15 protein-coding genes, 1 tRNA gene and 1 pseudogene are annotated in these 16938 nt (G+C 67.7%); 5 read left to right on the top strand and 12 right to left on the bottom strand.

Annotated features, from left to right (window positions below):
* Nucleotides 1–146 precede the first annotated feature (146 nt).
* Nucleotides 147–220: transfer RNA gene (locus tag B0I00_RS11760), tRNA-Gln, on the bottom strand.
* Nucleotides 221–377: 157 nt separating this feature from the next.
* On the opposite strand from B0I00_RS11760, the gene B0I00_RS11765 reads away from it, so the two are divergent.
* Both B0I00_RS11765 and B0I00_RS11770 read left to right on the top strand, forming a co-directional pair.
* Nucleotides 378–1592, top strand: a complete 1215-nt coding sequence (locus tag B0I00_RS11765) for a Ppx/GppA phosphatase family protein (RefSeq protein ID WP_232730214.1) — start codon at nucleotides 378–380, stop codon at nucleotides 1590–1592.
* Nucleotides 1589–2254, top strand: a complete 666-nt coding sequence (locus B0I00_RS11770; RefSeq protein WP_100867562.1) for an RlmE family RNA methyltransferase — start codon at nucleotides 1589–1591, stop codon at nucleotides 2252–2254. Before B0I00_RS11765 ends, B0I00_RS11770 begins: the two co-directional genes overlap by 4 nt.
* Before the next feature lie 62 nt (nucleotides 2255–2316).
* On the opposite strand, the gene B0I00_RS17420 is transcribed toward B0I00_RS11770, so the two are convergent.
* Together B0I00_RS17420 and B0I00_RS17405 are read right to left on the bottom strand one after the other, a co-directional pair.
* Nucleotides 2317–2631 carry a c-type cytochrome gene (locus tag B0I00_RS17420; protein ID WP_232730234.1) on the bottom strand — a complete coding sequence of 105 codons (315 nt, stop codon included), beginning with the start codon at nucleotides 2629–2631 and terminating at the stop codon, nucleotides 2317–2319.
* A pseudogene (locus B0I00_RS17405) lies at nucleotides 2605–3192 on the bottom strand (c-type cytochrome); the annotation flags it as partial. The pseudogene B0I00_RS17405 and the gene B0I00_RS17420, both read right to left, overlap by 27 nt.
* Nucleotides 3193–3337: 145 nt before the next feature.
* On the opposite strand from B0I00_RS17405, the gene B0I00_RS11780 reads away from it, so the two are divergent.
* Nucleotides 3338–4891 (top strand): acyl-CoA carboxylase subunit beta, encoded by a 1554-nt coding sequence (locus B0I00_RS11780; protein WP_100867564.1) that lies wholly within the window; start codon nucleotides 3338–3340, stop codon nucleotides 4889–4891.
* Here the strand turns inward: B0I00_RS11780 and B0I00_RS11785 are convergent.
* Nucleotides 4861–6114, bottom strand: coding sequence for a multidrug effflux MFS transporter (locus B0I00_RS11785; RefSeq protein WP_100867565.1), 1254 nt, complete (start codon nucleotides 6112–6114; stop codon nucleotides 4861–4863). The two genes, B0I00_RS11780 and B0I00_RS11785, sit on opposite strands and share 31 nt — an antisense overlap.
* 52 nt (nucleotides 6115–6166) lie before the next feature.
* On the opposite strand from B0I00_RS11785, the gene dinB reads away from it, so the two are divergent.
* Nucleotides 6167–7300, top strand: coding sequence for a DNA polymerase IV (dinB, locus tag B0I00_RS11790; protein WP_100867566.1), 1134 nt, complete (start codon nucleotides 6167–6169; stop codon nucleotides 7298–7300).
* Here dinB and B0I00_RS11795 read toward each other — a convergent pair.
* The 3 genes from B0I00_RS11795 to B0I00_RS11805 all read right to left on the bottom strand — a co-directional run bounded on the left by B0I00_RS11795 (nucleotide 7254) and on the right by B0I00_RS11805 (nucleotide 8984).
* Nucleotides 7254–7754, bottom strand: a complete 501-nt coding sequence (locus B0I00_RS11795; RefSeq protein ID WP_100867567.1) for an NUDIX domain-containing protein — start codon at nucleotides 7752–7754, stop codon at nucleotides 7254–7256. The two genes, dinB and B0I00_RS11795, sit on opposite strands and share 47 nt — an antisense overlap.
* Nucleotides 7742–8362, bottom strand: coding sequence for a 6-phosphogluconolactonase (locus B0I00_RS11800; protein ID WP_100867568.1), 621 nt, complete (start codon nucleotides 8360–8362; stop codon nucleotides 7742–7744). The genes B0I00_RS11795 and B0I00_RS11800 overlap by 13 nt, the downstream gene beginning before the upstream one ends.
* Nucleotides 8363–8426: 64 nt before the next feature.
* Nucleotides 8427–8984, bottom strand: a complete 558-nt coding sequence (locus tag B0I00_RS11805; protein WP_100867569.1) for a hypothetical protein — start codon at nucleotides 8982–8984, stop codon at nucleotides 8427–8429.
* A 133-nt stretch (nucleotides 8985–9117) separates the two neighbouring features.
* Between B0I00_RS11805 and B0I00_RS11810 the strand changes: the two genes are divergently transcribed.
* Nucleotides 9118–10095 (top strand): transglutaminase-like cysteine peptidase, encoded by a 978-nt coding sequence (locus B0I00_RS11810; protein WP_198519223.1) that lies wholly within the window; start codon nucleotides 9118–9120, stop codon nucleotides 10093–10095.
* An 83-nt stretch (nucleotides 10096–10178) separates the two neighbouring features.
* Here the strand turns inward: B0I00_RS11810 and B0I00_RS11815 are convergent, their stop codons facing one another.
* From B0I00_RS11815 to B0I00_RS11835, 5 genes are all read right to left on the bottom strand, one after another.
* A complete protein-coding gene (locus B0I00_RS11815; RefSeq protein ID WP_100867570.1) occupies nucleotides 10179–11441 on the bottom strand; it encodes an HlyD family type I secretion periplasmic adaptor subunit in 1263 nt (420 codons plus the stop codon).
* Nucleotides 11438–12568: a cell wall hydrolase gene (locus B0I00_RS11820; protein WP_232730215.1), complete on the bottom strand. Its 1131-nt coding sequence runs from the start codon at nucleotides 12566–12568 to the stop codon at nucleotides 11438–11440. The genes B0I00_RS11815 and B0I00_RS11820 overlap by 4 nt, the downstream gene beginning before the upstream one ends.
* Nucleotides 12565–14697, bottom strand: a complete 2133-nt coding sequence (locus tag B0I00_RS11825) for an ATP-binding cassette domain-containing protein (RefSeq protein WP_100867571.1) — start codon at nucleotides 14695–14697, stop codon at nucleotides 12565–12567. Before B0I00_RS11825 ends, B0I00_RS11820 begins: the two co-directional genes overlap by 4 nt.
* Nucleotides 14698–14805: 108 nt before the next feature.
* Nucleotides 14806–16203, bottom strand: coding sequence for a TolC family protein (locus B0I00_RS11830; RefSeq protein ID WP_100867572.1), 1398 nt, complete (start codon nucleotides 16201–16203; stop codon nucleotides 14806–14808).
* Nucleotides 16204–16220: 17 nt separating this feature from the next.
* Nucleotides 16221–16904, bottom strand: coding sequence for an OmpA family protein (locus B0I00_RS11835; protein ID WP_157812549.1), 684 nt, complete (start codon nucleotides 16902–16904; stop codon nucleotides 16221–16223).
* Nucleotides 16905–16938 lie beyond the last annotated feature (34 nt).

The following is a 16938-nucleotide window of genomic DNA, read 5'->3' on the forward strand; positions in this document are numbered from 1 at the left end:
TGCCGAATTAACGCCCCAGCGCGGAAATGCGCCATTTCGGGACAGAGTCCCTTCAAACGTTTTCAACAGTTCTCCCGGCGATTGGCGAAAATGGCGCCTCGCCAAGGCCATCGGGCTGCTCGCGAATCGGATTGTTCAGGAGAAGCTGGATGCCCGACAAGGATTCGAACCTTGATTGACGGAGTCAGAGTCCGCTCTCTTACCATTAGAGGATCGGGCAATCAGGCGGGTGCCTCTAGAAGCGCGCGGAGCGAAGGTCAAGCCCGCGCGAACGGGCACTTTCGCACCCAAGCCTTGCCCGCCGCCGATCGCCCCGCTACCATCACCCTCAGGTACTCGCCACGGCTTGGCGGGAAAACGATAAAGAGTGCAGTATCATGGCGGACACGCTTCCGCCGGCCATGCGCGAGGAGAACGACACCGGGCCTGACGATCAACCGGACGGACGCGACGAAGCGACCGGTAACGCGCCAGCCGACAGTTCTGCCTCCCGCCCGGGCGGCCATCATCCGATTTCCCAGCTGCGCGGCGATGCGCAAGGCGGGACCCTGCCCTTTCACCGCCAGGCCTTTGCCGCGATCGATCTTGGCACCAACAACTGCCGCCTGCTGATCGCGCGGCCGCAGGGCGAGAATTTCGTCGTGATCGACGCCTTCAGCCGCGTCGTGCGGCTGGGCGAAGGGCTGGCCCAGGCCGGCCGGCTCAGCGACGCGGCGATGGACCGGGCCCTGGGTGCGCTGACGGTTTGCGCCGACAAGCTGCGTCGCCGCAACGTGCACCTGGCGCGCTCGGTCGCGACCGAAGCCTGCCGCCGCGCCAGCAACGGCGAGGCCTTCATCGAGCGCGTCCACCGCGAGACCGGCATCCGGCTCGACATCATCAGCGCCAAGGAAGAGGCGCGGCTGGCCGTGCTGGGCTGCCACCTGCTGCTCGAACAGGGCGAAGGCCCGGCGATGATCTTCGACATCGGTGGCGGATCGACCGAGATGGTTCTGGTCGAAAGCGTACGCGGCGAAGTGCCGCGGATCCACGACTGGCAATCGGTGCCCTGGGGCGTCGTGTCGCTGACCGAGACCTGCGGTCCCGAACCCGACAGCGCCGAGGCGCGCGCGGCGCGCTATGCCCGGATGCGCGAACTGGTGCGCGACAGCCTGGCCCCCTTCACGGTGCGGGTGTGGGACCGGCTGGAAGCCGAGCGCAAACGCGACGTGCCGCTCCGCCTGCTTGGCACCAGCGGCACGGTGACGACGCTGGCCAGCGTCCACCTCGACCTGCCGCAGTACGACCGCCGCGCGGTCGACGGGCTGATTGTCCCGGCCGAATCGATGCGCGGGATTGCCTCGCGCCTGTCGGGCATGGAACCGGCACAGCGCCGCGGCCAGCCCTGCATCGGGCGCGAGCGATCCGACCTGGTGATCGCCGGCTGCGCCATCCTCGAAACCATCCTCGACATCTGGCCGGCCGACCGGCTGGGCGTGGCCGACCGCGGCATCCGCGAAGGCATCCTGCGCAGCCTGATGGCGGCGAACGGCGCGGCAGAGAAAAGCCGGGCGGCGCTGCGCCGCGCCCGGCGCGAAAGCGCGCTGCGATGAGCCGGTCGGGCAAGGATCCTGGCGTTCGGGTCAAGACTGCGAGGAAGCGCACGCAAAGCTCGACCAAATGGCTGCAGCGCCAGCTCAACGACCCTTACGTCAAGGCGGCCAAGGCGCAGGGCTGGCGCAGCCGCGCGGCGTTCAAGCTGATCGAGCTCGACGACAAGTTCGGGCTGGTCAAGCAATCGCGCCGCGTCGTCGATCTCGGCATCGCGCCGGGCGGGTGGAGCCAGGTGGTACGCCAGCGCAGCCCGATGGCGCGCGTCGTCGGCATCGACCTTTTGCCGACCGATCCGATCGAAGGCGTGACGATTTTCCAGATGGACTTCATGGCCGATGAAGCCCCCGCGGCGCTAGCCGGCGCCTTGGACGGAGCGCCCGACCTGGTGATCTCGGACATGGCCGCCAATACCGTAGGCCACAAGCAGACCGATCACCTGCGCACCATGGGTCTGGTCGAGACCGCCGCAGATTTCGCGATCGAGCATCTGGCGCCGGGCGGTGCCTTCGTCGCGAAGGTACTCGCGGGCGGGACCGATGCCGATCTGCTCGCCCTGCTCAAGCAGCATTTCACCACCGTCAAGCACGCCAAGCCGCCGGCCAGCCGCAAGGACAGTTCGGAATGGTACGTGATTGCCCAGGGATTCAAGGGCGCAGCCTAGGTGCAGCGAAAAGGGCGGAGCCTTGCGGCCCCGCCCCTTGCGTTTCCACCTGGTGAACCGCTTTACTTGGCGGTCTTCATGTAGGCGATGATATTGGCGCGTTCCTGGGCGTCGGCGATGCCCGCGAAGGTCATCTTGGTTCCCGGCGCAAAAGCCTTGGGATTGGTCAGCCACGCGTCGAGCGTGGCATCGTCCCAGGTCCCGCCCTTGGTCTTGAGCGCGTCCGAGAAGGCAAACCCGCCGCGCCCGGTGGCGACCGCCTCGCCGGCGACGCCAGCCAGGTTCGGGCCGATGCCGTTGGCCCCGCCGGGATTGATGGTGTGGCAAGCCTTACACTTGGCGAAGCTCTTTTCGCCGGCAGCGGCATCGCCGACCACGGCGGCAGGAGCGGCAGCGCCCTCACCCTCGGCTGCGGCGGCCGGGGCGGCGGGCAGCGGCAGGTTCGAACCCAGCGAGTTGAGGTAGACCATCAGGTTGGCGCGTTCGGCTGCGTCGGGCAGACCCGCGAAGCTCATCTTGGTGCCGGGAGCGAACGCCTTCGGGCTGGTCAGCCACTCGTTCATGGTGGTGAAGTCCCACTTGCCGCCCTTGCCCTTGAGCGCGTCGGAGAACGCAAAGCCGCCACGGCCAGCTGCAATGGCTTCACCCATGACGCCGTAGAGGTTGGGACCGATGCCGTTCGGTCCGCCCTGGTTGGCGGTGTGGCAGCTGGCGCACTTCTTGAAGACCGCCTCGCCCTTGGCGACATCGGCGCTGGCCAGCAAGGTTTCGATCGCGACGGCGCCCTTGGCTTCGCCTGCCGCGCCTTCTTCGGCCTTGGGCGAATGCACCTTGTCGGCCGCGAAATAGCCGCTCGACACGGCTGAGAGCCCCAGCGCGACGATGCCCGAAAACAGCACCCAGCCAGCCGCAGTATTGAAACGATCCGATTCAGCCATGGAAAAGCCCCGTTGGGAAACCCTGCAATTGCGCGCCGCTCTAGTGTCGGCTCACGCGTAGTGCAAGGGGCATTGCGGCACCGGGCCGCACGGCCTAGCCAGAGACCGCGACAATCCGCTGGTCGATCAGCCGCAGGGAGAGCCGATGTCCTGGAAACCCGAAGTCGAGGAACTGCGCCGCCGCCGCAAGCTGGCCGAACAGATGGGCGGCCCCGACAAGGTCGAACGCCAGCATTCGCGCGGAAAGCTGGATGCCCGTGCCCGCATCAGGGGCCTGGTCGATCCAGGCAGTTTTCGCGAAATCGGCAAGATCGCGGGGCGCGGCCGCTACGATGCCGACGGCCTGCTTGAGGACCTGGCGCCATCGAACCTGATTTTCGGACGGGCTAACATCGAGGGCCGCCCGGTCGTGGCCAGCGCCGACGATTTCACCGTGCGCGGAGGGGCGGCGGATGCGGCGATCAAGCGCAAGTTCGAGCAGTGCGAGGCGATGGCCCACAGCCTCAAGATCCCGCTGATCCGGATGATCGACGGAACCGGCGGTGGCGGCTCGGTCAAGACGCTGGAGACCATCGGCGCAACCTATGTCCCCGCCGTGCCCGGCTGGGGCGACGTGGTGAGGAACCTGGACACGGTGCCGGTGGTCGCGCTGGCGCTGGGTCCGACGGCGGGCCTCGGCGCGGCGCGGGTCGTCGCCAGCCATTACTCACTGATGGTCAAGGGTCTGAGCCAGCTGTTCGCCGCAGGTCCTGCCGTGGTCGAGGCGATCGGCGAACCATCGGACAAGGAGTCGCTTGGCGGCTCGATCATCCACACCCGAAACGGTGTCGTCGACGAGGAGGTCGCGAGCGAGGCCGAGGCGTTTCGCCGCGCCCGCCGCTTCCTGTCCTATCTGCCGAGCCACGTCGGCCAACTGGCTCCGCGCACGGCCAGCCTCGATCCCGCCGACCGGCGTGAACAGGCGCTGGTCGACCTTGTCCCGCGCGAGGCCAAGCAGGTCTATTCGATGCGCCGGCTGCTTGACATGGTGTTCGATGCCGGGTCGGTGTTCGAGATGGGGCGGATGTGGGGCCGTGCGGCGATCACCGCCTTTGCCCGGCTTGATGGCTGGCCGGTCGCTGTGCTGGCCAGCGACCCCAGCTTTCTCGGCGGATCGTGGGAAGCGCGGACCAGCGAAAAGGTCGAACGGTTCATCAAGCTGGCCGACCAGTTCCGCCTGCCGGTGGTCCACCTGGTCGACAATCCGGGCTTCATGATCGGGCGCGAGGCGGAGATGGCTGGTACGATCCGCTATGGCGTGCAGGCGATGAACGCGGTCTACAAGGCCACCGTTCCGCTGGCGAGCATGGTGATCCGCCGCGCCTACGGCATCGCCGGCAGCGCGATGAGCAACGCCGAAACCTTCCAGTACCGCTTCGCCTGGCCCAGCGGGGACTGGGGCAGCCTGCCGATCGAAGGCGGGATCGAGGTCGCCTACAAGGCCGAAATCGAGGCTGCTGAGGATCCGCAGGCCCACCTTGCGGCCATTCGCGAGCGGCTGAACCGGGTGCGTAGTCCGTTTCGCACCGCCGAGATCTTCGGGATCGAGGACATCATCGACCCGCGCGACACCCGGCCCCTGCTTTGCGAGTTCGCCGACCTTGCCTGGCGCGCGCTGGGCGCGGACCCTCAGGCGGGGCGTTCGGCGCCCGGCGCGTAGAGGCGGCGGAACAGCTTGCCCCGCTCGCTGTAAAGAACGAGCCCCAAGGTCAGCAGCCCGCCGGTCAGAAGCGCGACCGACAGGTTGCGGGCCGAGCCATCGTAGGACATGCCGATCGCGATGCCGAGCAGCGAGGACAGGCTAGAACGCACGAACATCTGCGCCGACGCCGCAGCACCTGCCGTGCGCCCGAACGGTTGCAGCGCGACCGAGCTGAAGTTCGCGCCCATGAAGGCGATCAGGCACATCTGCGCGCCCATCAGCGCGACGAAATCCCACAGCCCCTCATTGCCGCCGAAAGCCCGCCACACCTGCAGCACGGCCACCGCGATGTAGGCGAACAGCGCGACCTGCGACACGCGGCGAGCGCCGAAGCGCTCGACGATCCGCGAATTGGTCAGGTTGGCCAGCGCCATGCCGCCGGCCATCCCGGCAAAGATCAGCGGAAACTTGTCACCGCCGCCGAACTGTTCGGCGATCAGTTGCTGCGAGGAATTGAGATAGCCGAACAGGCCGGACCACAGCACACCCGCTCCGATGACATAGCCGATCGCGCTGCGATCAAGCAGCGAAGCGCCCATGTTGGTGATGATCGGGCTCAACCGGATGGGCTGCACGTCCGCCGGATCGAGCGTTTCGGGCAGCCGCAGCCAGGCCCAGGCCATGACCAGCAGGCTCATCGCCGCGGTCGTCCCGAAGATCCAGCGCCACCCGGCAACCAGCAAGACCGCCTGCCCGAACGAAGGCGCCATCATCGGCACCGCCATGAAGACGAGGGCGATGGTCGATTGCATCCGCGCCATGCGGTCACCCGAATAGCGGTCGCGCACGATAGCGCTTGGCAGCACGGTCAGCCCAGCGCTGAGGAACCCCTGCAGGCTGCGCGCGGCGAGCATGACCGAGAAATCGGGCGCCAGGGCGCAGACCAGGGAAAGAAGGCAATAGGCCGCAATGCTGCCGAACACCACCGGCCGCCGCCCGAACCGGTCGGCCAGCGCGCCGGGAACCAGCGCGCCCAGCGCCGTGCCGATGAGGTAGACGCCGATCACCAGCTGCCGCCGGTTTGCGTCGCCGGCGCCCAGGTCCCCGGCGATGTTCGGAAGTGCCGGCAACATCGAATCGATCGACAGCGCTTGCAGCGCCATCAGCGTTGCCATCATCACGATAAGCTCGCGCTCGCCAATGCTACGCTGGATTGAGGGGGGCGATGCAGCCGCGGTCATGGGGCGTCCCTTGGCCTTTCTTGGGCGGGCAGGCCAGCCTATTAATGCTGCCATGAGCGATTCCGCCAGCCCTGACGACGACGGCGACGAGCCGGCACCAGGCCTGCGCAAGATCATCCATGTCGACATGGACGCCTTCTATGCCAGTGTCGAACAGCGCGACGATCCCAGCCTGCGCGGAAAGCCTGTGGCAGTCGGCGGCGACGGTTTGCGCGGGGTCCTGACCACCTGTTCGTACGAGGCGCGCCGGTTCGGCTGCCGTTCGGCCATGCCCTCGGTGACGGCAAAGCGGCTGTGCCCCGACCTTATCTTCCGCCGTCCACGTTTCGACGTCTATTCGGCAATTTCGCGGCAAGTGCGCGAGATATTCCTCGACTACACCCCGCTGGTCGAACCGCTCAGCCTCGACGAGGCGTTCCTTGACGTGACCGACGACGATAGGGGGATCGGCTCCGCCACCCGCATCGCCGAACTGATCCGCCAGCGTATCCGCGACGAGACCGGCCTCACCGCCAGCGCCGGGGTCAGCTACAACAAGTTCCTCGCCAAGCTGGCCAGCGACCAGAACAAGCCCGACGGGATCTGCGTGATCCGACCGGGCGAAGGCGCACGGTTCGTCGCCGGCCTGCCGGTGCGCCGGTTCTTCGGGATCGGACCGCGCGGAGCGGAAAAGATGGCCGGCCTCGGGATCGAAACCGGGGCCGAACTCGCGGCCAGGGACATCGACTGGCTGCGTCGTCATTTCGGGTCGCAGGCCGACTACCTGTACCGCGCCGCGCGCGGGATCGACCTGCGCCGGGTCAAAGCCAACCGAGCGCGCAAGTCGCTGGGAACGGAACGCACCTTCGACAAGGACATCTCGTCCGGATCGGCGCTGCGCGAGGTGCTCGAACGGATCATCGCTCTGTCGTGGGAACGGATTGCCAAGGCCAAGGCCCAGGGGCGCACGGTGACCTTGAAGCTCAAGCACGCCGATTTCACCCAGCTGACCCGGGCCCGATCACTCGCCCGGCCGGTTGCGACACGCGACGAGTTTTCCGCGATCGGCCATGCCCTGCTCGACGAAGTGCTGCCGCTTGCCCAGCCGGTCCGACTGATGGGCCTGACGCTGAGCCAGCTCGAAGGCGAGGAAGCCGAGCCTAGCGGTCCACCGGTGGGCGGGACAGCGCAGCTTCCGCTGCTGTGACCCACTGCGGCAACCCTGCAGCGACGCTTGTCGCCAGGGCGACAGGAAGGTCGTCCGGCGAAAAGTATGCAGCGGCGATGATCTCGCGCCCGTCGGCGCGCGGCACGCCCTGCGTCCGGCCGGCGATCAGGTGGACGCGGTTGATCGCGCCTGAGAGCGGCTCTTCGACCACCGCCACAACAACCGGATGGGCAAGGTCGCAATGGACCTCCTCCTTCAGCTCGCGACGGGCCGCGGCGATGACATCTTCGTGGCGTCCGAATCCGCCGCCGGGCAGCATCCAGCGTCCGCTTCCGTAGGAGTGGCGCACGAGCAGGACGCGCCCGTCCAGATCGAAGGCAATGACGCGGCAGCCGTTGAGCGTGGGTCGCACGATCCGCCACCACACCAGCCGCAGCCGGTGCGCCACGATCAGTCCGCCGCGGTGCAGCGGCGCCGGGATCAGGCGAAGCATGTCACCGGCTGGTGTGCGGCCTTGAGCAGGCGCGCGACCGGCAGGTCGTGCTTGCCCGCGACCGCCGCGTCGAACACCGCGCGCTTTTCGGCCCCGCGGATCACGAATACCAGCGCATCGCTGTCGAGCAGCGCCGGGATGGTCAGGCTGAGCCGCGCGAAGGGCGCCTCGGGCGGCAGCGGATCGGGAACGAGCCGGCGCACGGCCGGGTCATCGTCGGCGCGGGGATCGGTGTTGGGGAACAGCGAGGCGACGTGCCCATCGGCGCCCATCCCCAGCCAGGTCAGCGCGAAGTGCGGCGGGCGGGCTCCCCCGGACAGGGCAATGACCTTGGCGCCAAGCGGTTCGAGCGCAGCCCGGATCCGGCCGGCGTTGCTCGCCGGATGATCCTCGGGCACGTCGCGGTCGTCACCCGGCCAGACCGCGATGCGCGACCAGTCGACCCGTTCGGCGTCCATCCGGGCGAGAATCGGAAACGGCGTCGATCCGCCGGGAATGGTGATGGCCACTGGTCCCTTGTGCGCGGCCAGCGCGCGGACCAGCACTTGTTCGAGCCAGGCAGCAACGGCCGCATCGTCGGCATCGGCGATGATCGTAACGTCGGTCATGCCCGCCAGCGTTAGGCAGGGCGGCGTGCCAACGCAACGGCATCTGCGCGGTGATCAGCAGCGATCAGACTCGGCCCAACCCCACAAAGGCAAGTCCCGCGGCAATGGCAAGCAAGGCGATCCCGAGAACGCGCCGGGGGACCGTCCAGCGCGTCGAGACCATTTTCTCGGCCGCCAACCATGCGACCACCGCCAGTACTGCGGCGGCTACCCCCGCCCCCATCGCCACGGGTAGCGGCGCGCGGGTGTAGACCGCCAGCCCCAGGACCACGAACCGCGCCGCGTCGGTCAGTTGCTGGGCCAGCAGGACCACGGCGAAGGCGCCGAGCGAGTTGGTCGGCTCAAGCGGCATGCTGGCGCGGCGCAGCACCAGCATTTCCGCCCCTGCCAACCCCAGCGCGATCGCCAGGAACAATGTGCGCGCCGGCGCGGTCAGGCTGGTTGCGACGATATCCGACGCCCAGATCGCAATGGCGATGGTGGCTGCGGCGCTCGTCAGGGCGGCGATCAACAAGGCAGGCCTTGCGCCATGCCGCGCCGTCAAGGCCGCCAGCGTCAACTGGTCGCGCGCGCCTAGTCCGACCAGCAATACGGACATCAGGCTGAAGAGAAGCGCGGCCATGCAGGCGTGGTTGCGCCGCGCGCCGCGTTACCGTCAAGACCCGCGCCGAACCCGTCCCCGGTGCGACAAGCTAACGGCGCATTAACCACAGCCCTACACGCAACCTTGAGCCGCATGGCCCCATGCCCGCAGCATGAGCCGCAACCGGACCCTTGTCGCCACCGCGCTTGCCCTTTCGGGCCTGGCCGTGCTGGCGCAGCCCGCCGCCGCCTCGCTGGGTGTCGCGACCCTGCCGATGGCTGTCGCTGCTTCGGCCTTTGCCAATTCCGCCGCTTGCCGCGCCGTCATCGCGCCCGCCGCCGGCGTAGCCCCGGTGACGAACGTGCCGGTGCAAAGCAAGGCTGCGGCGATCCTCGGCGGCGCGGTCAGCCAACTCGACCTGATCCGCCAGCAGCAGGCAGGCGCGTTGTCCGCTGCGCCAGCGACGCTGGCCCTGGTTCGCACGCTTGAGCCGGCCGCCGGCCCGGCGTTCGCCCCGCTTGGCCAGAGCAATTCCTGCAATACGGCCGGCTTTGCGGCATCGATGCGCCCCGCGGTGGTCGCCCCCGCCCCGGCGCTTGTTCCAAGCGTCGTCCAGCCGGTGGCACCGACGTCGCCCGACAATTTCCTGGCCAGCAAGCGCCTTGCGATCCGCCATACCGGCTTCGACAAGGACTGGGCCCGGGTCAGCGGCCGCGGCTTTTCGGGATCAGCCGTCACGCGCCTCATTGCGCTCGACCGCGGCGCGCCGGGTCTCGCCGAACTGGGCGCGGTCAACGCCTGGGCCAACGCGCGGATCCGCTATGTCGAGGACCGCGAGCTTTACGGCAAGGCAGACTACTGGGCCACGGCAGGCGAAACGCTGCGCCGCCGCGCCGGCGACTGCGAGGATATCGCCATCGCCAAGATGCAGCTTCTCGCCGCGCTCGGCATGCCGCGCGATGCAATGTACCTGACGATCGCCCGCGACACCGTGCGCGCCAGCGACCACGCGGTGCTGGTCGTGCGCATGGGCGACAAGGCCTGGCTGCTCGACAACGCGACCGACCGCGTGCTCGATGCCGAACAGTCCTATGATTACCGGCCCATCGTTTCGTTCAGCGCGAACAAGCGCTGGATCCACGGCTACTGACGCGCTAACCGCGCTAACGGGGCGGAGCAGATCAGGGAATTTAGAGCCCCCTGGCCTGCTTCGTTCCACCTTATCCCTGAAAATCAGCGCTCTGTCAGGGCCTCGTCGAAGGCCTTCAGCACCGGCTTGAACAGGTAGCTGAGGATCGATTTGCGCCCGGTGATGATCTCGGCATCGCAGATCATGCCCGGCATGATCGGCAGGCGGCGACCGTTCTTCTCGATATAGGCGCGCTCGGTTTCGATAACCACGATGTAGTAGGCTTGGCGCTCGGCCTCGTCGTAGATCGAATCGGCGCTGATGTTGCGCACCTGCCCGGTCAGCCCGCCGTAGATCGAGAAATCGTAGGCCGTGACCTTGACCACCGCGCGGTCGCCGACCTTGATGAATGCGATGTCCTTGGGCGTCACGCGGGTCTCGATCAGCAGCTTGTCGCCCTGCGGAACGATCTGCATGACCTTTTCGCCCGCGCCGACGAAGCCGCCGACGGTGTTGACGGTCACGTCGTTGACGAAGCCCGTCACCGGCGCGCGCAGTTCAGTTGCGCCGGCCTTGATTGTCTGTTCGTTGACCGCAAGCTTGGTCGCCACCTCGCTCCGCTCGCTCAGCGCTTGCTGGCGGAAGTCGAGCTGCGATTCGCTGTACTGAGCCTGGGCTTCGCGGATCGAGGCCGAGGCACGGGCCATCCCCTGGCGCGCGGCCGACAGCCGCCCCTGGACGTCGACCAACTCGCGCTGCGCGGACAGCAATTCGGTCTGCGGGATCACCTTCTTCGCCACCATTGGGGCCAGGGTGTCGACCTGCTGCTGGGCCAGCCGCACGCTCCATTCGAGGCTGGCGACGGTCGCCTGGCCTTCCGACAGGTCGCGGCGGCGCTGTTCGATCTGCGCGGCAAGCGCCGACTGCTTGCTGGCGGCCGTCGCGCGGCGCACAGCGGCAAGCTGGGCTTCCTCGGCGCAGATCGTGCCTTCGCCGCAGGCTGCTGCAGCGGTGCCGCTGCCTTCGCCCTGCAGACGTGCCGCTCGGGCCGACAGACGTTCGTTCTCGGCCTGCAACTGGCCCATCTGCGACTGCGACTGCGCGCTCTCGAGCTGGACCAGCAATTGCCCTTGCTTCACCAACTGGCCGGGCCGGACCATGATCGATGCCACCGTACTCGGCTCGCTCGCCTGGATCAGCTGAACCTTGCTCGACGGGATGACCTTGCCCATCCCGCGCGTGACTTCATCGACCCGGGCGATCGCGGCCCAGGCGATCAGCAGCGCCAGCCCTGCGGCGCAGACGGCGATCAGGCGGCGGTTGGCATCCCAGCCGTGCCAGCGGGTGCGGAAATCGGAAAGGCTCATTGCGCGGTCGAGGCTCCCGCCGTGTCGCTGACCGCCACCTTGCCATGAGGCATGGCCGCGAGTGCGGGCGTGGTGGTTGCCGCGACAGTGTCCTGATAGCGGCTGCCCATCGCTACCGGATCGGGCATCGACGGGCGCCAGGCTTTCGTCATGTCGATCCGCCCGCCGACGTCATTGGCGGCGTGGCGATCCTTGACGTCGGGCGTCACCGTCAGACCCGGCGTGAAGGCCTGTTCGGCGACCAGCGCCCCGTCAATCGCCATACCGTCGGCCAGCGCGCGGTCGCGCAGCGCGGCAAAGTCGAGTGCCGGGATCCGCTCCGTCCCGGCGTAGCGGCCGGTAAAGGTCGCCGCCGCGCCCCAGGCACCGCCGAAGCGGTAGAAGATGTGGCGGCCGATCTGGCCGATCTTGCCAAGCTGGAAGGCCCACTTCGGCAGGACGTAGTCGGCGTGATAGAAGGTCGCGGTGCCAACGCTCGGCTCGACCGTGCCGGCCAGCGCGGCCTTGGCGACGATCTCCGCCTCGCGCCAAGGCCCGGCGGAAGGCGTACGCAGCAGCGCGCCGTCGCAGGTAAAGCTGAACTGGCAGCCTGTGCGGCGTTCCGCGCCCTGGTAGACGACGCCGCAGACACTCTTGGGATAGGCCGGGTGGCGCATGCGGTTGAGCACGACCTGCGCTACCGCGCGGCGGCCCTGGAGCGGTTCGACAGCCGCTTCGTAATATACCGCCTGGGTCAGGCACTTGAGCGCGGTCGCATAGGTCTCGTTCTTCGCCGCCGTGATGCCGAAGGCCTTCAGGTGTTCGAGCGGAAGATTGAGCGTCGGGATCGCGGCGTTCTGGTCCTGCGCGGCCTGACCCTCGACGACGATCTGCTCCTTGTCGTCGACCGAGATGTTGGCGACGTTGCCGACCTCGGCCAGCCTGACACTTGCCTGCGGCGCGGCCTCGGCCTCGGCGAAGGCGCTGGTCAGCGACGGCACGGCAAACGACAGGCCGAGCAGCACGGCCATCGAGACGATCGCCGCGAGCAGCCAATGCTCCGCCTTCCAGCGGCGCACGAAGGTGCCGGCCTCGGCCAGGTCGAGCGGCAGGGCAAGGTCGAGTACCGGGGTGGTGCGCGTGGTCATGGTTTCAATCCCACTCCTGCCGAGGCAATGATTTCATCCCGCGGTCCGTCGGCCACAACGCGCCCCTTGTCGAGTACGATCAGGCGGTTGCAGATGGCAAAAAGTGCCGGACGATGGGTCGAAATAACCAGTGTCTGTTCGGGTGTCAGCGATTGGGACAACCGGTCGACAAAGAGTTTCTCGGTCTGGCTGTCCATCGCCCCCGTCGGCTCGTCGAGGAACAGCAGCTTCGACGGGCGAACGAAGGCGCGCGCCAGGGTCAGGAAGCTGCGCTGCCCGCCGGAAAGGCGGCTGCCCGCCTCTCCCACGCCGCGATCGAACCCGCCCGCGTCCTGACTTAGGAACTGGTCGGCGCCGACGAAGCGAAGCGCATCGATCATCGCTTCGTCGCGGACGACGCCGGCGCCGAGCGCGAGGTTGTCCTTGATCGTCCCCGAAAACAGGCTGGCATCCTGCCCGACGAAGCGGAAGGCGTCGCGCAGCTCTTGCGGGCGATACTGTCGGCTGTCGATCCCATCAATCAGCAGCGAGCCGCCGGTCGGCTGGTAGAGGCCGCACAGCACCCGGCCCAGCGTCGACTTGCCCGAGGCGACCCGCCCGACCAGAGCGATCCGGTCACCGGGACTGATGACAAGGTTGATCGCCTTGAGCGATTCGCCCGAGGCATCGGGATAGGTGAACTCGAGATCCTCGGTGCGGATGCTGGCCGTGCGCACCGACGGGGTGAGCGAAGCGCTGCCCATGCGGCGTTCGTCGGGCGCGTCCCACAGCTTCTGGATCGAATCGAGCGTCTGCTGCGCCTGCTGGCCGCGGGTCAGCAGGAAAGCGAGCTGCCCGGCCGGCGCGAGCGAGCGCGACGAGAGCATGACGATGGCGACAATCGCGCCCATCGTGATCTTGCCCGCATCGAACAGGTAATAGCCGCCGACGATCAGCGCGATGTTGGACACCTGCTGGAACGTGCTGGCCATGCCGATGGCCGCGGTGCTGACATCCTTCAGCCGCTGCTGCGAATGGGCGCCCAGTTCGGCCAGCTTGCGCCACCGTCCCAGCATCGCGCCTTCGCCGGCGATGGACTTAAGGGTTTCGAGCCCGGCGATCGATTCGACCAGCAGGGTCTGCTGCAGTCCGTGATCGGCCTGCGCCTCGCGCGCGGCGTGGATCACCTGACCGCGCAGCCGCAGCCCGATCAGCGCCATGATCGCCATGGCAATCAGCGGAACCAGCGCCAGCCAGCCGGCGATCCACGCGATCAGCGCCACGAACAGCACCAGGAAGACCAGATCGATGACCAGCATCACCGTGGTCGAGGCGTAGAAATCGCGGACGATCGAGTATTCGGAAACGCGAGCGACAAGATTGCCGGTGTGGCCCTTGCGGTCGGCCAGCGGCGCGGCAAGGATCTTGGAATAGATCTTCTGCGACAGCTTCATGTCGAGATCGTGCCCGATCTCGTCCAGCACGGCCGAGCGCGCGCGGCGCAGCGCGTATTCGATGGCAAAGGCGCCGAGCACGCCGATCGCCAGCACCCACAGCGTTGCCTGGGTGCGGTTGGGAATGACGCGGTCGTAGACGTTCATCGAGAACAGTGGCAGCGCCAGCGCCAGCATGTTGATGATCAGCGTCGACACCCAGACCGGCGCAAAGCGGCGGCGCAGCTTGGCCACTTCGGACCAGAACCAGTGCGTGCGCGCGCCGACTTCCCATGGCTGACCCTCGGCGCGGATGGCAGAAGGATCGCCGAACACAGTCGAGAACCAGCCGGCGTACTCGGCTTCGAGGCCCGCCAGCGGCTCCCACCGCGCTTCTGCGGTTTCCGGCCGCCAGACCAGCGCATCGCCGTCGCGCAGTTCGTGGATCACGGCGATCCCGCCGCCGTCCAGCGAAACGAGCGCCGGATAACTGGCAGCGCGGTGCGGCAGGCGCTTCAGCGCCTGCGGATCGCTGTTGAGACCGAGCACTTCCAGCGCCGGTTCGGCCTGGTGAAGCGGCAGGCGGCCCGTGGCATCGAGGGCCAGCCCCGCCAGCATCGCCGGCGAAAACGGCACGCCGAAGCGTTCGGCCAATTGCGCAAGCGCGGCAACCAGCGGGTCGGCCTGGGGAACTGAAACGGAAGGCCCTTCGGCCATAGATCACACGTCCTCTTGCGGGTGGTCCCCGCGCGCCAGAGCGGCGGCAGGGACCTTCCCAAGTCACGGGAAAGCGGCACGGGCCGCTCTCCCCTCGCTCCATCGCCCTTACTTGGGCATGGTGCGGTATTCCAGTTCCGCAGGCTTGGGCGGACCATAGTTGAAGCGTTCACGCTCCTTCTCGCCGGCACCGGCACCCGGGGCGACATTCATCGCCGACAGGAAGCGGTTGGTGGCGGCCAACGTCTGGTAGCGCGCGAAGATGGCCGAGAAGCGGGCCGTCTCCAGGCGGACCTGGGTGTTGTAGCGCGCGTTCTGCGCATCGAGCACGTCGAGCAGCGAGCGCCGGCCAACGTTGAACTGGCTGCGGTAGGACAGCAGCAGATCGTCGCTGACGCGGCTTTGCGCCTCGAGGTCGGTGGTGATGCGGTTCTGACTGTCGAGCTTCGACCAGGCGGTGCGCACGTCCTCTTCCGACTGGCGCACAACGGTGTAGAGCCGGTAGCGGCTCTCGCTCGCGCGGCGGACCATTTCCTGGTAGTTGGCGCGATTGATCCCGCCATCGAAGATGTTCCAGCGCAGATAGGCGCGGGCCTGGACGTCGCGGGTCGCGCCGTCGACCCCGTCGATGTCGTGGCCGATCCGGCCCACCACGTCGACGCCGATCTTGGGCAGTTGCTCGGCCTTCACGCTGCTCGCCAGGGCGTGGCTCGCATCGACATCGGCTTCGGCTTCACGGACCCGCGGGTTCTGCGTGCGGGCGAGGCCGATCGCCTCGGCAACCGACCCCGGCATGGCTTCGGCCAGCGTCGGCGGCTGGACGACGGCATCGACATCGAGCCCGGACAGCGTGCGCAGCTGGATCTTCGCCTCGGTCAGCGCCTGCTGGGCCTCGATCGCGCGCACCCGCGCGGCCTGCAGGCGTTCCTGCGCCTGCTGCTGGTCGGCGATCGAGATCGAACCCTGTTCGACCCCAGATCCAAGGTCGTTGACCAGGGCTTCGTGGAAGGCGGCGTTGTCCATCGAGGCGGCCACGACGCGCTGCTGGAGCAGAACGTCGAGGTACTGGCGCGCAACCTGCAGGCCGATGAACTCGGACCGTTCGACGACGCGGAGCGAGGCCCCGTCGACACGCGCAGCTTGGCGCAGCAGTTCGCCGCGGCGGCGACCGAAGTCGATAATGGTCCAGTCCGCGCGGGCTTCGCCGGTTACCGGATAGAGCTCGTTGTTGTGGATGCCGGTCAGGCGCCGGGTCGGGTTGTCGAGATGGCGGATGCCGGCCGATCCTTCGATGTCGACGCGCGGCGCATAGAGCCCCTGGGCCTGCTTGCGTTCGAACTGGATCGCTTCCTTGTTGTACTGCGCCTGGGCGATTTCCGGATTGGAATTCACCGCGACGGCAATGACGTCCTGCATGGATACCGGCGCCGACTGCGCGAGTGCGGGAGTGGCGGCGGAAGCCAGCAGCGTGGCGAGGCCAGCGGCGAGCGATTTGCGAAAGGTCATGATCGTGCCCCCTGCTCTCAATTCTGGACCGTGATTTCGACGCGGCGGTTCTGCGGATTGCGCTCCCCGTCGACAGTCGGAACCTTGGGCGAGCTTTCGCCCTGGCCGGATACGTTCAGCAGGGCCGGATCGGCGCCCTGCATGCCCAGCATCTGCGACACGGCCTGGGCACGCTTGACCGACAACCCATTGTTGTAGGCGTCGCTGCCCGAACGGTCGGTGTGACCGGTGACGGTCAGCCCCTTCCAGCCGCAGGCCTTGAGGTTCTGCGCAGCAGCCTGGATGATCGGCAGCGCGCTTTCGGGCGGGACGGCGCTGTCCCATTCGAAGAAGACGATGCCGGCGATGGTCTCGCGGCAGGCCGGGTTTTCGACAGGCGCAGGCGGCGGCAGAACCACCGGGGGAGCCGGCTGCATCAGCATGCGGTTGTACGCATCGACGCACTTGCCGACCGAGACCGGATCCTTGGTGCTGCTTTTCAGGAAGCCGAGCGCGATGCCGCACTGCGCCTTGGCCTGCAGCGCCCACAGATAGCGCGGGTCGTCGGTCGCGGCGGTGGTGCCGTCGCGGGTCAGCGCCAGCGCGGCATCGTAGCGCTTGGTCATTTCGCCGCGCAGGTCTGACACCGACAGTCCCAGCAGCTCCTCGGCGGTCTGCGCCTGCGCCGCGGCCGGGAGGGCCACGGCGGCAAAGAGCGCCATCGTCAGTCTAGTTTTTTTAGGCATCGCGATATTC

This window comes from Novosphingobium kunmingense, assembly GCF_002813245.1.
In the GTDB taxonomy this organism is placed as follows: domain Bacteria; phylum Pseudomonadota; class Alphaproteobacteria; order Sphingomonadales; family Sphingomonadaceae; genus Novosphingobium; species Novosphingobium kunmingense.

Bases quoted from the DNA above. Each gene is read 5' to 3' on its own strand.
- B0I00_RS11765 (WP_232730214.1), top strand. From the start codon at position 378: ATGGCGGACACGCTTCCGCCGGCCATGCGCGAGGAGAACGACACCGGG.
- B0I00_RS11770 (WP_100867562.1), top strand. From the start codon at position 1,589: ATGAGCCGGTCGGGCAAGGATCCTGGCGTTCGGGTCAAGACTGCGAGG.
- B0I00_RS11780 (WP_100867564.1), top strand. From the start codon at position 3,338: ATGTCCTGGAAACCCGAAGTCGAGGAACTGCGCCGCCGCCGCAAGCTG.
- B0I00_RS11785 (WP_100867565.1), bottom strand. From the start codon at position 6,114: ATGACCGCGGCTGCATCGCCCCCCTCAATCCAGCGTAGCATTGGCGAG.
- dinB (WP_100867566.1), top strand. From the start codon at position 6,167: ATGAGCGATTCCGCCAGCCCTGACGACGACGGCGACGAGCCGGCACCA.
- B0I00_RS11795 (WP_100867567.1), bottom strand. From the start codon at position 7,754: ATGCTTCGCCTGATCCCGGCGCCGCTGCACCGCGGCGGACTGATCGTG.
- B0I00_RS11800 (WP_100867568.1), bottom strand. From the start codon at position 8,362: ATGACCGACGTTACGATCATCGCCGATGCCGACGATGCGGCCGTTGCT.
- B0I00_RS11805 (WP_100867569.1), bottom strand. From the start codon at position 8,984: ATGGCCGCGCTTCTCTTCAGCCTGATGTCCGTATTGCTGGTCGGACTA.
- B0I00_RS11810 (WP_198519223.1), top strand. From the start codon at position 9,118: ATGAGCCGCAACCGGACCCTTGTCGCCACCGCGCTTGCCCTTTCGGGC.
- B0I00_RS11815 (WP_100867570.1), bottom strand. From the start codon at position 11,441: ATGAGCCTTTCCGATTTCCGCACCCGCTGGCACGGCTGGGATGCCAAC.
- B0I00_RS11820 (WP_232730215.1), bottom strand. From the start codon at position 12,568: ATGACCACGCGCACCACCCCGGTACTCGACCTTGCCCTGCCGCTCGAC.
- B0I00_RS11825 (WP_100867571.1), bottom strand. From the start codon at position 14,697: ATGGCCGAAGGGCCTTCCGTTTCAGTTCCCCAGGCCGACCCGCTGGTT.
- B0I00_RS11830 (WP_100867572.1), bottom strand. From the start codon at position 16,203: ATGACCTTTCGCAAATCGCTCGCCGCTGGCCTCGCCACGCTGCTGGCT.
- B0I00_RS11835 (WP_157812549.1), bottom strand. From the start codon at position 16,904: ATGGCGCTCTTTGCCGCCGTGGCCCTCCCGGCCGCGGCGCAGGCGCAG.